This window comes from Acinetobacter calcoaceticus ANC 3811 (genome assembly GCF_000399665.1).
Lineage (GTDB): Bacteria > Pseudomonadota > Gammaproteobacteria > Pseudomonadales > Moraxellaceae > Acinetobacter > Acinetobacter calcoaceticus_B.
The window spans coordinates 2,899,494-2,913,719 of sequence record NZ_KB976986.1 but is presented as its reverse complement, the minus strand read 5'-3'; the positions used below and the strand labels follow the sequence as shown (position 1 = coordinate 2,913,719).

Genomic DNA, 14,226 nt, shown 5'->3' with positions numbered 1-14,226 from the left:
ATGAGAATCTCCGATCAAGTGGTCATGAAATTGCAGGCATTAATTGAAGAGCGTCACATGAAAAAAGGTGACCGTTTGCCTGCCGAACGCCAGCTTGCAACAAGCTTAGGAGTTTCTCGTCCATCTTTACGTGAAGCGATTCAACAGCTCAATAGTCAAGGTGTACTCAGTAGCCGCCGTGGCGATGGGACTTATATTCAGCAGTTACCTGAACAGTGGCCACAGCAACTGATTGTGAACCCCATTAGTAACCTGATTGAAGAAGATCCGCTGTACCGTTTTGATGTGCAAGAGGCGCGGTTATTACTTGAAGGTGGCACGGCATGGTATGCCGCATTGCGCTCAACACCTGAAGATCGCGCCAAAATCTGTCATTATTTTAATGAAATTAGTCGCCATCAAAATGCGGGTGACTCAGCACAAGCTGCGGTGGCAGATGCTGAGTTTCACTTAGCGATTGCAGAAGCATCTCATAATGTTGTACTGATTCAGATGATGCGTAGCTTGTTTGATTTGTTGCAATACAACGTCTTGTTGGGACGTAAAAAAGTTTATAACGATCCAATAAATAGTGACTTGCTGAGTGAGCAGCATTTTCAGGTCATGGATGCGATCGATCGTAAAGATCCTGAGGCCGCGCGCCAAGCTGTCTGCGGTCATATTGAATTTGTAATTAATCATGTACGTTCTCTGAATGAAGACGAAGCTCGTCAGAAACGTGCGAACCGTTTAAATAGAGTTGATTCAAAATGATTATTTCTTCTGGCAATGATTATCGTGCTGCGGCACAACGTCGCTTACCTCCATTTTTATTTCACTACATTGATGGTGGCGCATATTCGGAACATACCTTAAAGCGTAACGTACAAGATTTGTCAGAAATTGAATTGCGTCAACGTGTACTCAATGACATGTCAGCTTTAAGCCTTGAGACAAAACTGTTTAATGAAACATTGTCGATGCCAGTTGCATTAGCTCCTGTAGGTTTAACAGGCATGTATGCACGCCGTGGCGAAGTGCAGGCCGCGATGGCAGCCGACAAAAAGGGCATTCCATTTACGCTTTCAACGGTTTCGGTATGTCCGATTGAAGAAGTTGCACCTGCAATTAATCGCCCTATGTGGTTCCAGCTTTATGTATTACGTGACCGTGGGTTTATGCGTAATGCTTTGGAACGTGCAAAAGCGGCGGGCTGCTCAACACTTGTGTTTACTGTAGATATGCCTGTGCCGGGTGCACGTTACCGTGATGCTCATTCGGGAATGAGTGGACCAAATGCTGCAATGCGTCGTTATATGCAGTCTATGTTCCATCCACATTGGTCGTGGAATGTCGGTCTAATGGGCCGTCCGCACGACTTGGGAAATATCTCTAAATATTTAGGTAAACCGACTGGGCTTGAAGACTATATTGGCTGGTTAGGCTCGAACTTTGACCCATCGATTTCATGGAAAGACCTTGAGTGGATTCGTGAGTTTTGGGATGGCCCAATGGTGATTAAGGGTATTTTAGACCCTGAAGATGCCAAAGATGCTGTGCGTTTTGGTGCAGATGGCATTGTGGTGTCAAACCATGGTGGTCGTCAGTTAGATGGCGTAATGTCGTCTGCTCGTGCATTGCCTGCAATTGCTGATGCGGTGAAAGGTGATTTGGCGATTTTGGCTGACTCAGGCATTCGTAATGGTCTAGATGTGGTGCGGATGTTGGCGCTTGGTGCCGATACGGTTTTACTTGGCCGTGCATTTGTTTATGCCTTGGCAGCAGCAGGTGGGCAAGGTGTGTCGAACTTGCTTGATTTGATTGATAAAGAAATGCGTGTTGCGATGACGCTCACGGGTGCTAAGTCGATTAAGGATATTAATGCGGATTGTTTAGTACAAGCGATGAAGCAAGGTTTTTAAGAAATAACTTTTTAAGTGAAGCAATAAGTACAGCCTCACAATTTGGTGATTTGCTAATGTTTTGTGTATAGGCATTTGTCACTTTTGAAAGGTCAAAAGTAACCAAAAACCTTTTGTTGAGCAAACCGTACTTCCTTGTACAGTTGCTCAACAGGCGGCATCCCTGCCGCCAACGCGTAGCCAATTGGGTTAAGAAATTAGCTGCTGGTGCTAAGCGTCACTTACAGCCTGCGTGGTATGAACAAGGCTTTTTTTTGCAAGATAACTTGAAAAATGGATACAACGAACAGGTTCTGTAAGTAGCTAATTACTTATAAACAGTAAGACTCTGTCGTGTTTCTCTAAATTTAAAAAAGTAATGTGATATGGATGACCAAAAAGGAAACCATCATGCAAACATTTTCTCCTCAAGTAGTAATCGAACGTTTACAGAATATTGTAGGGCGTTCGCATGTTTTGACCGATGAACAAAGCACGCGTCAGTATCGTCAAGGTCGTCGTTTTGGTGAGGGGAAAGTACTTGCTGTGGTGGTGCCAGGAACCTTGTTAGAGCAATGGCAGGTACTCCAAGCTGCAATTGATGCAGACTGTATTGTGATTATGCAGGCGGCGAATACAGGACTCACTGGTGGTTCAACCCCGTATGGTGATGATTATGATCGTCCTGTTTTAGTGATGAGTACGCGTCGTTTAAAAGGCATACAAGTCATTCATGATGGTAAGCAAGTGATTTGTTTACCGGGTGCGACTTTAGATAATTTAGAACAAATTTTAAAAGGCTATGACCGTGAGCCGCATTCAGTGATTGGTTCATCTTGTATTGGGGCATCAGTACTTGGTGGTGTATGTAATAACTCTGGCGGTGCTTTGGTACGCCGTGGTCCTGCGTATACTGAACTGGCGTTATATGCCCAGGTGAATGCTGCTGGTCAATTAGAGCTGGTGAACCATTTAGGGGTGAATTTAGGCTCGACTCCCGAAGAAATTTTGACACGTTTAGAGAAGCAGAAATACCAAGCCGTAGATATTTTAGATGATGGTGAAAAGCAGGCATCGGACCATCGTTATGCGCACGATGTGACGCAAGTTGATGAAGATACACCTGCTCGTTTTAATGCGGATCCCTCGCGTTTGTTTGAAGCCTCGGGTTCGGCAGGTAAAGTCTGTGTGTTTGCGGTACGCCTTGATACCTATGAAAAAGTAGAGAGCAATGTCTTTTATATTGGTAGTAATGATGCCGATGATTTAACTGCCATTCGTCGTTATTTACTGACTTCACTACCAAGCTTGCCGATTGCGGGCGAATATATTCACCGAGATGCTTATTTAATTGGTGAGAAGTATGGAAAAGACACGTTCTTATTTATTGAGAAATTTGGCACAGGCAATGTTCCAAAAGCTTTTGCGATGAAAGATAAAGTCGATGGTTTCTTAGAGCGATTTAAAATTAAAGGCTTAACAGACCAGATTTTACAGGCGATTACGTTCTTTTTACCGAGTCATTTGCCGAAACGTATGACCGAATATCGAGATCGTTATGAGCACCATTTAGTGCTACGTGTCGAAAATAATTCAAAAGCTCAGACCGAGCAGTTTTTAAAAGAATATTTTGCAGTGCATCAGTCAGGTAGCTATTTCATATGTAGCGAAGAAGAAGGTCGAAAGGCATTCTTACACCGTTTTGCGATTGCAGGGGCGGCAATTCGTTATCGTGATACCCACCGTAGTGAAGTTGAAGATATTGTGGCGCTTGATATTGCGTTACGTCGTAATGACCGCGAGTGGGTAGAGCAACTGCCAGCCGAGATGGAAAATAAAATCCTCCATAAACTCTATTATGGGCATTTCTTTTGTCATGTTTTTCATCAGGATTATATTCTTAAAAAGGGCCATGACCCGTTAGAAATGGAACATCAAATGTGGAAGTTACTCGATGCGCGCCGTGCTGAATATCCGGCAGAGCATAATGTTGGGCATCTCTACATTGCCAAACCTGCCTTAGCGAACTTTTATCAAAAACTCGACCCAACCAACAGCTTTAATGTGGGAATTGGGCATACCTCAAAACTGAAATATTGGGGTAAAGCTAAATCTTAATATCGAGACATAAAAAAAGGCGCCGAAGCGCCTTTTTAAACAGCTGTATTATGCCGCTTCTGTTGATTTAGCAAGCACTTCTGCAACTGCTTTAGCAACAGTATAAACATTGTTCATGTTTAAACCAGCAACACAAATACGACCACTGCGTACTAAGTAGATTGCATATTCTTCACGCAAGATATCAACTTGTTCCGCAGTTAGACCTGTGTAGCTGAACATACCTTTTTGGTTTACAAGGTAGCTAAAGTCACGGTCTGGTAGTGCTTTAGTGAGTTCGTCTTTCAAGATGCTACGCATTTTAATAATACGCTCACGCATCTCTTTTACTTCACCTTGCCATTGTTGGTTAAGTTCAGCGTCATTTAACACTTCATCAACTAACCAAGCGCCTGTTGTAGGAGGGCTAGAGTAAATACGACGTACAGTCGCTTTTAACTGACCGAATGTGCACTGAGCAGCTTCTGCATCGTCACAAACGAAAGTTAAACCGCCAACACGCTCGCCATATAAAGAGAAGATTTTAGAGAACGAGTTGCTCACAATGAAGTTTAGACCCGCTTGGTCTAAAGCACGGATTGCATACGCATCTTCTTCCATACCGTCACCGAAACCTTGGTAAGCGATGTCTAGGAATGGAATAAGGTTACGATCTTTTAATACTACAATCACTTGGTCCCATTGTGCTGGATTTAAGTCAGCACCCGTTGGGTTGTGGCAGCATGGGTGCAATAACACAATGCTTTGCTCAGGCAAAGTTTTAAGTGTAGAAAGCATACCGTCAAAATCTACACCACGCGTTTCGTTGTCGAAATATGGGTAAAAATGAGTTTTGATGCCAGCGCCATTGAAAATCGCAACGTGGTTATCCCAAGTTGGTTGGCTTACCCAAACGTCTGAATTTGGGAAATAATTTTTTAAGAAGTCGGCACCAACTTTCAACGCACCTGAACCACCAAGCGTTTGGATCGTCACAGCACGGCCAGCTTTAACTGCTGGGCTGTTTGCACCAAATAAAAGTGCTTGAATTGCTTCGCGGTAAGGTTTGAAGCCTTCCATTGGCAAATAAAGTTTGGTTTTACCGTTCTTAGGCTCAATACGCTTTTGCGCCTCAAGAATAGTCTCTAACTGAGGAACAATACTGTCTTCGTTATAGTAAAGACCAATACTCAAGTTTACTTTTTCAGAACGAGTATCAGCATTGAACTGTTCCATTAAAGATAAAATTGGGTCGCCTGCGTATGGGGGGATATGTTGAAACATCAAAAAAGTCCTTTCATTCAACAATATGCATAGTGTTCGGTTTTTTCTGTCTCGAAAAATACGCCACAACTATGTCGATGTTCAATAATGTATCAATAAAGCTACCGTGAAGCACCTGATAATTTCACTAATATCGATATTTCCAAGAAGAAACGATAAAAAAGATGTAAAAGAAATTACGGTAAATAGATACTAATTTATAACTCCTGATTTCATTTAAATAGATTGTCTACAATCTTGCTGTAATACAGGCCTTGTAGACTAAAGTTTGAAACAAAAAATTAGCTATCAAAAACTAATACCAGAAAAGCCATAAAACGATAGATAAATTTACATTAAACCTTTGTTTTATAAATACTAAAGTGTAGGTGATGTAATGCTTTAAATATAAGGTGAAATGTCAGGTCTAACGATAAAAATTGACCTGATGCGTTCTGTAAAGTGTCAACAATCACCTTGATTTTTTTCATTCATACCGCTATAAAAGCCATAATTGATTAAAAATTGTCGACAATATGCAAGATTTGACCTTCGCACCAGAGCCATTACAAAGTCAGGGAAGAACACTGACCGAGAATGTATTTAAACAAATACAGACGGCGATTGTTTTGGGTCAAATTCCGGCAGGTAGCAAGATTTCTGAGCCTGAGCTGGCACGTACTTATGGCATTAGTCGTGGGCCTTTGCGTGAAGCGATTCATCGCCTTGAAGGGCAACGTTTGGTTGAGCGCACAGCTCATGTGGGAGCACGAGTGGTTTCGCTTTCACTGCAACAGTTCAAAGAGCTTTACCAAATTCGTGCGTCTTTAGAAGGTTTGGCCTGCAATCTTGCTGCACAGCATATTGATAAAAAGCAAATTTTGGCGCTACGCGATGTTTTGCGTATGCATGCTGAAGATGAAAACTTTAAAGCAGGTAAAGGATATTACTTGCAAGAAGGGCAGGATGATTTTCACTACTGCATTATCAAAAGTAGTGGCAATAAAACCCTAGAAAAAATGCTATGCGATGAGCTCTATCATCTCATCCGCATGTACCGAATTCAGTTTTCAAACACACCCGATCGACCGAGCAAAGCTTGGGACGAACACATCCGTATTTTAGATGCAATTGCAGAAGGCGATGGTGAACTTGCCGAGCTGCTCATGCATCGACATATCAATGCTTCTTACAAAATTATTGAGCAAACACTGCTACAAGCACAAGGAGAACATAACAATGGCTAAACAATCCGCAGGTCAGCTATTTCGCGATGCAGTAGCCCAAGAAAAGCCATTACAAGTGGTTGGAACCATCAACGCCAATCATGCACTTTTGGCAAAACGTGCAGGTTATAAAGCGATTTACTTATCAGGTGGTGGTGTAGCCGCTGGTTCTTTAGGCTTACCTGATTTGGGAATTAGTAACCTTGATGATGTATTGACAGACGTACGCCGTATTACCGATGTATGTGATCTTCCATTATTGGTCGATGCTGACACTGGTTTTGGTGCTTCTGCATTTAACATTGCTCGTACTACAAAAGCACTGATCAAGTTTGGCGCTGCGGCAATGCACATTGAAGACCAAGTGGGCGCAAAACGTTGTGGTCACCGTCCGAACAAGGCCATTGTGACTCAAGAAGAAATGGTTGACCGTATTAAAGCTGCGGTTGATGCGCGTGGTGATGACAGCTTCGTGATTATGGCGCGTACCGATGCATTGGCCGTAGATGGCTTACAAGCTGCAATTGACCGTGCGGGTGCCTACATCGAAGCGGGCGCAGACATGTTGTTCCCTGAAGCAATTACTGAGCTTGATATGTACAAGCAATTTGCTCAGACAACTGGCGCACCAATTTTGGCAAACATTACCGAGTTTGGTTCTACACCATTGTTTACCACTGAAGAGTTAGCATCTGCCGATGTAAGCCTTGCGCTTTATCCGCTTTCTGCTTTCCGTGCTATGAACAAAGCAGCCGAAACTGTGTATGAAACCTTGCGTAAAGAAGGTACACAAAAGAACGTGGTTGATATTATGCAAACGCGTAAAGAGTTATATGAACGCATTAACTACTATGCGTTTGAAGACTACTTAGACAACGCATTTGCTAAAAAGAAATAACTAACCCTCTTTTAAAAGAAGAGGAAACGATGGTCTTGGCTATCGTGAGAGCGGCATGGATGCCGCTACGTTGGACTGCGATATAGGGATATATCGTCAGCCCAACAAGGATTTTTGCTTACTTTTCATCCGTGAAAAGTAAGGCGAACGGCAGGTTAATCCAAAAATTGGATGAGAACTCGGCAAGACGCTGTCGCGTTTTTACCCAAGTAAAAATTGAACAAACAACAAATTCTGGTTGATATAAAGGATGATTCTATGAGCTCAAATGAAACAACAACAGGCTTCAAACCAAAAAAATCAGTTGCACTTAGCGGACAAGTTGCAGGAAACACAGCACTGTGTACCGTAGGACGTAGCGGTAACGACTTGCACTATCGTGGCTATGACATTCTTGATCTTGCGGTCGGCAGCCAGTTTGAAGAAGTTGCTCACTTGCTCGTACATGGCAAACTACCAAACAAAGCTGAACTCAAAGCCTATAAAGCAAAATTAAAAGCACTTCGTGGCTTACCAGCAGCACTTAAAACTGCACTTGAACAACTTCCTCCGTCTGCACACCCAATGGATGTAATGCGTACAGGTGTTTCGGTTCTTGGTTGTTTAACTCCAGAACACGAAGACCACAACGAAGCGGGCGCAAAAGATATTGCTGATAAATTAATGGCGAGCCTAGGCTCAATGCTGCTTTATTGGTACCACTTCAGCAACAATGGTCGTCGTATTGAAGTTGAAACTGATGATGACTCAATTGCAGCGCATTTCTTACATTTACTTCATGGTGAAAAACCATCTGAAGAGTGGATTGAAGCAATGCATACATCACTCATTTTGTATGCTGAGCATGAGTTCAACGCGTCTACATTTACTTCACGCGTGGTTGCAGGTACAGGCTCTGACATGTACTCGGCAATTACTGGCGGTATTGGCGCACTTCGTGGACCTAAGCACGGTGGCGCAAACGAAGTTGCATTCGTCATTCAACAACGTTACGACAATGCAGACGAAGCAGAAGCAGACATCCGTAGCCGTGTTGAGAAGAAAGAAGTTGTGATCGGTTTTGGTCACCCAGTCTATACAATCGCTGATCCACGTAACGAAGTCATCAAAAAAGTTGCACACGACTTGGCACAAGCGCAAGAGAACACCAAAATGTACCTCATTGCTGAGCGCTTAGAAGCAGTGATGAAAGATGCGAAAAACATGTTCCCGAACCTCGACTGGTTCAGTGCAGTGAGCTATCACTTAATGGGTGTTCCAACTGCAATGTTCACTCCATTGTTCGTGATTGCACGTACAGCAGGTTGGTCAGCGCACGTGATTGAACAACGCCAAGACGGCAAAATCATTCGTCCAAGCGCGAACTACACAGGCCCTGAAAACCTCAAATTTAAACCATTGGCGGAGCGTGGTTAATGAACACAAAATACCGTAAACCGCTGGCAGGTACCCAGCTTGAATATTACGACGTGCGTCAAGCCGTTGAAGATATTCAGCCAGGCGCATACGAAAAACTGCCTTACACCTCTAAAATACTTGCAGAGCAATTGGTACGTCGTGCCGATGCCGAGAATCTAACTGCTTATTTAAAACAGTTAATTGAAAGCCGTCAGGACTTGGACTTTCCTTGGTACCCAGCGCGCGTGGTGTGTCATGACATTCTAGGTCAAACAGCTTTGGTTGACCTTGCAGGCTTACGTGATGCGATTGCAGACAAAGGTGGCGACCCATCTAAAGTCAATCCAGTTGTGCCGACTCAGCTTATTGTCGACCACTCTTTAGCGGTGGAATATGGCGGTGCTGACCCAGACGCTTTTGCAAAAAACCGTGCTGTTGAAGACCGTCGTAATGAAGACCGTTTCCACTTTATTGAGTGGACTAAGACCGCATTTAAAAATGTCGATGTGATCCCTGCGGGGAACGGCATTATGCACCAGATTAACCTAGAGAAAATGTCTCCGGTGATTCAGGCACGTGATGGCGTAGCATTCCCAGACACTTGCGTTGGTACAGACTCACACACGCCACATACAGACGCTCTGGGCGTAATTTCTGTGGGCGTGGGTGGCTTAGAAGCTGAAAACGTAATGTTAGGCCGTGCATCTTGGATGCGTCTGCCAGACATTATTGGTGTTGAGTTTGTAGGTCAGCGTCAAGCAGGCATTACTGCAACAGATATCGTACTTGCTTTAACCGAGTTCTTGCGTAAAGAGCGTGTAGTGGGTGCATATCTTGAGTTCTTTGGTGAAGGTGCTGACAGCATGTCTGTGGGCGACCGTGCAACCATTTCGAACATGACACCAGAATATGGCGCTACGGCTGCAATGTTCTACATCGACCAAAACACAATCGACTACTTACGCTTAACAGGTCGTGAAGATGCTCAAGTGGCATTGGTTGAACAGTACGCAAAAGAAATCGGCCTTTGGGCATCTGACATGACCAAAGCAGAGTACCCACGCGTACTTCGTTTTGATCTATCAAAAGTAACGCGTAACATTGCTGGTCCATCAAACCCACATGCACGTGTTTCAACTGCGGACCTAAAAGAAAAAGGTATTGCTGGTGTTGTTGAAAACCGTTCTGATGGCTTAATGCCAGATGGCGCAATCATTATTGCGGCAATTACTTCATGTACTAACACTTCTAACCCACGTAACACTGTGGCGGCAGGTTTGTTGGCACGTAAAGCAAATGAACTTGGTTTAGTTCGTAAACCTTGGGTGAAATCATCATTTGCACCAGGTTCAAAAGCGGCTGCACTTTACCTTGAAGAAGCGGGTGTTCTAAAAGACTTAGAGCAACTTGGTTTTGGTATTGTGGCTTACGCTTGTACGACGTGTAATGGTATGTCGGGCGCGTTAGATCCAGTCATTCAACAAGAAATTATTGATCGTGACTTGTACGCAACAGCAGTACTGTCTGGTAACCGTAACTTCGATGGCCGTATCCATCCATATGCAAAACAGGCGTTCTTGGCATCTCCACCATTAGTTGTGGCATATGCAATTGCGGGTACGATTCGTTTTGACATCGAAAAAGATGCTTTGGGTCATGACAAAGAAGGTAACCCGATTTATCTCAAAGACATCTGGCCATCGGATGCTGAAATTGATGCGTTAGTAAAAGAAGCTGTGAAGCCTGAACAGTTCCGTAAAGTCTACATTCCAATGTTTGACTTAGGCGTAACCGTAGAAGCTGAAAGTCCGCTTTATGACTGGCGTCCACAAAGTACTTACATCCGCCGTCCACCATATTGGGAAGGGGCGTTGGCTGCACCACGTACTTTAGCGAACATGCGTCCGCTTGCAATTTTGGGTGACAACATCACCACCGATCATTTGTCGCCTTCAAATGCGATTTTGATGGACTCGGCTGCGGGTGAATATCTTCATAAAATGGGCTTACCAGAAGAAGACTTTAACTCATACGCAACGCACCGTGGCGACCATTTGACTGCACAACGTGCAACATTTGCTAACCCGAAACTCTATAACGAAATGGTAGTTCGTTCAGACGGTACCATTAAGCAAGGTTCAAAAGCGCGTGTAGAGCCAGAAGGCGAAGTGATGCGTATGTGGGAAGCAATTGAAACCTACATGAACCGTAAACAGCCATTAATTATTGTTGCGGGTGCTGACTACGGTCAGGGTTCAAGCCGTGACTGGGCTGCTAAAGGTGTACGCCTTGCAGGTGTTGAAGCGATTGTGGCAGAAGGTTTTGAACGTATTCACCGTACTAACTTGGTGGGTATGGGCGTGTTACCACTTGAGTTTAAACCGGGTGTGAACCGCAAGACTTTAAAACTAGATGGTACTGAGCTTTATAGCGTGATTGGTAATATCGCGCCACGTTCGACTTTAACTTTAGTGATTGAACGTGCCACAGCGGATGGTAAAGAAGAGATTCTTGAAGTGCCTGTGACTTGCCGTTTAGATACAGAAGAAGAAGTTTCTGTATATGAAGCGGGCGGTGTATTACAGCGTTTTGCGCAAGACTTTTTAGAAGGCCAAGTGGCTTGATATTTAGTCTATAACTGATTGAAATTTATTAAAAACAACCCTATCTTAATGATGGGGTTTTTTATGGGAATTAATAAGCCTTGGAATTCATAAGTAATTAGAAATAGATATATTCAGGTGATAACATGATAGAAAAAGATAATAACTTAGATGCAAATTTTTTAGACCATAGGGTTGCAACTTATAAGGCTATCATAGGTTTAGTGCCTGGGTTTGGTTCTATCCTTTCAGAAGTTGTAGGAGCTATTATTCCTGACCAGCGAATGGATAGATTAGTACAATATATAAAATTATTGGATGAAAAAGTTCAAAAAATTGATAGTAATTTATTAGAAAATGCTAAACAGAATGAATTAATCGTGGACCTAATTGAAGAGGGATTTGTTCAGGCATCCAGATCACTCTCTAACGAGAGAAGAGAATATATTGCAAACGTTGTAGCAAATGGCATATCAGATGAAGAAAAAAATTATGTAGATAGTAAGTATGTTTTAAGATTATTAGGTGAGCTTAATGATCAAGAAGTGATTTGGTTGCGTTTCTTTTTAGAGCCGACAATTAATGGCGATAAAGAATTTCGACAAAAGCATCAAAACGTTATTGAGCCAGTTAGAACATATATTGGTGTTGATGATAATATTTTAGAGAAGAGAGATATTCAGGAAAGCTATAAATCGCATTTAGAAAGGCTAGGATTGATTAAATCGAAATATCGAATTGATAAAAAAACAGGATTGCCTCAATTTGATCAACAGGGGATGCCGCAGATTTCTCACAGATTTATTACTTCCCTTGGAAAGTTAATGCTAAAAAGAATTGGTCTTATAGATTCAGCGAATACATAAGTTATTACATAAAAAAAAGCCCGACATCCTGTCGGGCTTTTTCGTATTTGGTTGCTAGATATGACTCCTGTCGTATCTCATGATCCTGATGCATGAACCTATTATTGTTGTTTTGTGTTCCGGAACATCCTGTTCCTCTATGAACTCATCATAGGAAAAAAGCGGTAAGTCGCCAATCCGCAAAATCCTTAAAAGTTTGTAAGATAAATCGTACAAAATGAAATTGAGGAATACTTTTTAGAAGGCTAAGTGGCTTAATATTTAGTCTATAACTGATTGAAAATTATTATAAAGTAAACTATTTTGAAAGTGGGGTTTTACTATGTGTGCTGTGTAAAGAAAGTTGATGGCCTGCTAAAGAGTTGTATCTAAAATAGGTTTTTATTAAAAATGTCCATATAAAAAAGGATGGAAAATTGGAAACAATAAATAAATTAGATAATCAATCTGAGAAGAAGGTACCAGTTAAAGCGCATATATTAAGTGCTTGGCCACTCCTACTTATGTTGGTTGGAGGTGCTATTGGCGGAGTTCTTGGTGCAAGTGCTTATAGTATAAATATTAAGATTTATAAATCAAATTTATCAAATGTCGCTAAAATACTACTCAATTTGCTGACTGGTTTAACAGCCGTTATTCTCATGATTATTTCGGTATATTTGATTCGAATATTTTTCGTTTAATGTAGTTTGTTGTATAAAAAAAGCCCGACATCCTGTCGGGCTTTTTCGTATTTGGTTGCTAGATATGACTCCTGTCGTATCTCACGCTCCTAGTGCATGAACCTATTATTGTTGTTTTGTGTTCCGGAACATCCTGTTCCTGTATGAACTCATCATAGGAAAAAAGAGGGATGTCGCCAATCCGCAAAATCCCTAAAAGCTTGTAAGATAAATCGTACAAATAACATTTTTTGCATTTATGCCATCATCATTGGGCGAAATGGACAATTGACAATCACTCTAACTGGGTTATATTCCTGTTTAATATCTATACGATTATAGGAATGCAATCATGGTAACAGCTGGCGAAAAACCCGGAACTGGTTTCTATTTCTGTGCTCAATGTGGCCAGAGAGTGTTTTTAGAAATTAATACAGATCGTTTACCACCATGCACTAAATGCTATTGCACTGAGTTTAAACGTTAAGAATAAAATAATATTTGCGTTCGCATTTAACAAAAAGCCCTGTCACCCGATGGGGCTTTTTGTTAATTTAAAAATAAGACTTACATAACAAGACCCGTGATGGGCATGAAAAGGAAACCGTTATGGAAACTATCTTAGGTTTATGTATTGGCGTGGGGCTGAGCGCTGCCTGCGGTTTTCGCGTGTTTGTGCCATTGTTGGTTATGAGTATTGCAACAATGATGGGATGGTTTGAGCCATCAAAAGGTTTTGAGTGGTTGGCCATGCCATCGGTTTGCTTGGCTTTAGCTGTGGCAACCGTCTGTGAAGTTGCCGCTTATTATATTCCGTGGGTCGATAATGCTTTAGACACGGTCGCGACTCCTGCGGCCATGATTGCGGGTACGTTAACGACTATGGCTGTGAGTAGTGGTGAAATGTCACAGTTCGCAGGTTGGGCGGCAGCGATTATTGTGGGCGGTGGTACGGCAGGTGTGGTGCAAATGAGTACAGTCGCTGCGCGCGGTGTTTCAACTGCAACCACAGGTGGCTTAGGAAATTTTGTCGTCGCTACAGGGGAGTGGATTGGAGCAATCTTACTTTCGGTTTTAGCTTTGTTAGTTCCTGCGCTGGTTGCGATTGTGGTGGTTATTGCTGTTATTTGGGCCATACGTTGGATACGTCATAAAAAGCAAGAACAAGCACACAGTCCGTTATAGGTGAGCGCAAACATCATTTTTAAATGACCATAAAAAAAGCCCAACATCCTGTTGGGCTTTTTCGTATTTGGTTGCTAGATATGACTCCTGTCGTATCTCACGCTCCTGATGCATGAACCTATTATTGTTGTTTTATGTTCCGGAACAT

The 14,226-nt window shown here is 42.5% G+C and carries 12 protein-coding genes; 11 read left to right on the top strand and 1 reads right to left on the bottom strand.

Translation table 11 applies throughout. The features are described 5' to 3' along the window. The 3 genes from lldR to dld all read left to right on the top strand — a co-directional run bounded on the left by lldR (position 1) and on the right by dld (position 3,998). Complete coding sequence (gene lldR, locus F935_RS14940) at positions 1–753, top strand: transcriptional regulator LldR (protein WP_016139649.1); 753 nt, start codon at positions 1–3, stop codon at positions 751–753. Next, entirely contained in the window at positions 750–1,901 is a 1,152-nt protein-coding gene (gene lldD, locus F935_RS14935) for an FMN-dependent L-lactate dehydrogenase LldD (protein ID WP_016139648.1), read from the top strand. Before lldR ends, lldD begins: the two co-directional genes overlap by 4 nt. Before the next feature lie 390 nt (positions 1,902–2,291). Continuing rightward, positions 2,292–3,998: a D-lactate dehydrogenase gene (gene dld / locus F935_RS14930; protein WP_016139647.1), complete on the top strand. Its 1,707-nt coding sequence runs from the start codon at positions 2,292–2,294 to the stop codon at positions 3,996–3,998. 48 nt (positions 3,999–4,046) lie between these two features. On the opposite strand, the gene F935_RS14925 is transcribed toward dld, so the two are convergent. Beyond that, a complete protein-coding gene (locus F935_RS14925; RefSeq protein WP_016139646.1) occupies positions 4,047–5,261 on the bottom strand; it encodes an amino acid aminotransferase in 1,215 nt (404 codons plus the stop codon). A gap of 515 nt (positions 5,262–5,776) precedes the next feature. Between F935_RS14925 and F935_RS14920 the strand changes: the two genes are divergently transcribed. The 8 genes from F935_RS14920 to F935_RS14890 all read left to right on the top strand — a co-directional run bounded on the left by F935_RS14920 (position 5,777) and on the right by F935_RS14890 (position 14,078). After that, on the top strand, positions 5,777–6,487 hold the full coding sequence (locus F935_RS14920; RefSeq protein ID WP_016139645.1) for a GntR family transcriptional regulator: 711 nt from the start codon (positions 5,777–5,779) through the stop codon (positions 6,485–6,487). Further along, positions 6,480–7,364: a methylisocitrate lyase gene (gene prpB, locus F935_RS14915; RefSeq protein WP_003655707.1), complete on the top strand. Its 885-nt coding sequence runs from the start codon at positions 6,480–6,482 to the stop codon at positions 7,362–7,364. The genes F935_RS14920 and prpB overlap by 8 nt, the downstream gene beginning before the upstream one ends. A gap of 258 nt (positions 7,365–7,622) precedes the next feature. Then, positions 7,623–8,780: a bifunctional 2-methylcitrate synthase/citrate synthase gene (prpC, locus tag F935_RS14910; RefSeq protein ID WP_016139644.1), complete on the top strand. Its 1,158-nt coding sequence runs from the start codon at positions 7,623–7,625 to the stop codon at positions 8,778–8,780. Further along, complete coding sequence (gene acnD, locus F935_RS14905; RefSeq protein WP_016139643.1) at positions 8,780–11,386, top strand: Fe/S-dependent 2-methylisocitrate dehydratase AcnD; 2,607 nt, start codon at positions 8,780–8,782, stop codon at positions 11,384–11,386. Before prpC ends, acnD begins: the two co-directional genes overlap by 1 nt. Before the next feature lie 125 nt (positions 11,387–11,511). Beyond that, positions 11,512–12,231, top strand: a complete 720-nt coding sequence (locus F935_RS14900; protein WP_016139642.1) for an Abi-alpha family protein — start codon at positions 11,512–11,514, stop codon at positions 12,229–12,231. Positions 12,232–12,647: 416 nt separating this feature from the next. Then, entirely contained in the window at positions 12,648–12,914 is a 267-nt protein-coding gene (locus tag F935_RS14895; protein ID WP_016139641.1) for a hypothetical protein, read from the top strand. 331 nt (positions 12,915–13,245) lie between these two features. Continuing rightward, on the top strand, positions 13,246–13,380 hold the full coding sequence (locus tag F935_RS18925; protein WP_004640417.1) for a zinc ribbon-containing protein: 135 nt from the start codon (positions 13,246–13,248) through the stop codon (positions 13,378–13,380). 122 nt (positions 13,381–13,502) lie between these two features. Continuing rightward, complete coding sequence (locus F935_RS14890; protein ID WP_016139640.1) at positions 13,503–14,078, top strand: DUF4126 domain-containing protein; 576 nt, start codon at positions 13,503–13,505, stop codon at positions 14,076–14,078. Positions 14,079–14,226: the final 148 nt, after the last annotated feature.

Coding starts and splice junctions, on each gene's coding strand:
- prpC (WP_016139644.1), top strand. CDS start 7,623: ATGAGCTCAAATGAAACAACAACAGGCTTCAAACCAAAAAAATCAGTT.
- lldR (WP_016139649.1), top strand. CDS start 1: ATGAGAATCTCCGATCAAGTGGTCATGAAATTGCAGGCATTAATTGAA.
- F935_RS18925 (WP_004640417.1), top strand. CDS start 13,246: ATGGTAACAGCTGGCGAAAAACCCGGAACTGGTTTCTATTTCTGTGCT.
- F935_RS14900 (WP_016139642.1), top strand. CDS start 11,512: ATGATAGAAAAAGATAATAACTTAGATGCAAATTTTTTAGACCATAGG.
- F935_RS14920 (WP_016139645.1), top strand. CDS start 5,777: ATGCAAGATTTGACCTTCGCACCAGAGCCATTACAAAGTCAGGGAAGA.
- lldD (WP_016139648.1), top strand. CDS start 750: ATGATTATTTCTTCTGGCAATGATTATCGTGCTGCGGCACAACGTCGC.
- dld (WP_016139647.1), top strand. CDS start 2,292: ATGCAAACATTTTCTCCTCAAGTAGTAATCGAACGTTTACAGAATATT.
- F935_RS14925 (WP_016139646.1), bottom strand. CDS start 5,261: ATGTTTCAACATATCCCCCCATACGCAGGCGACCCAATTTTATCTTTA.
- F935_RS14890 (WP_016139640.1), top strand. CDS start 13,503: ATGGAAACTATCTTAGGTTTATGTATTGGCGTGGGGCTGAGCGCTGCC.
- acnD (WP_016139643.1), top strand. CDS start 8,780: ATGAACACAAAATACCGTAAACCGCTGGCAGGTACCCAGCTTGAATAT.
- prpB (WP_003655707.1), top strand. CDS start 6,480: ATGGCTAAACAATCCGCAGGTCAGCTATTTCGCGATGCAGTAGCCCAA.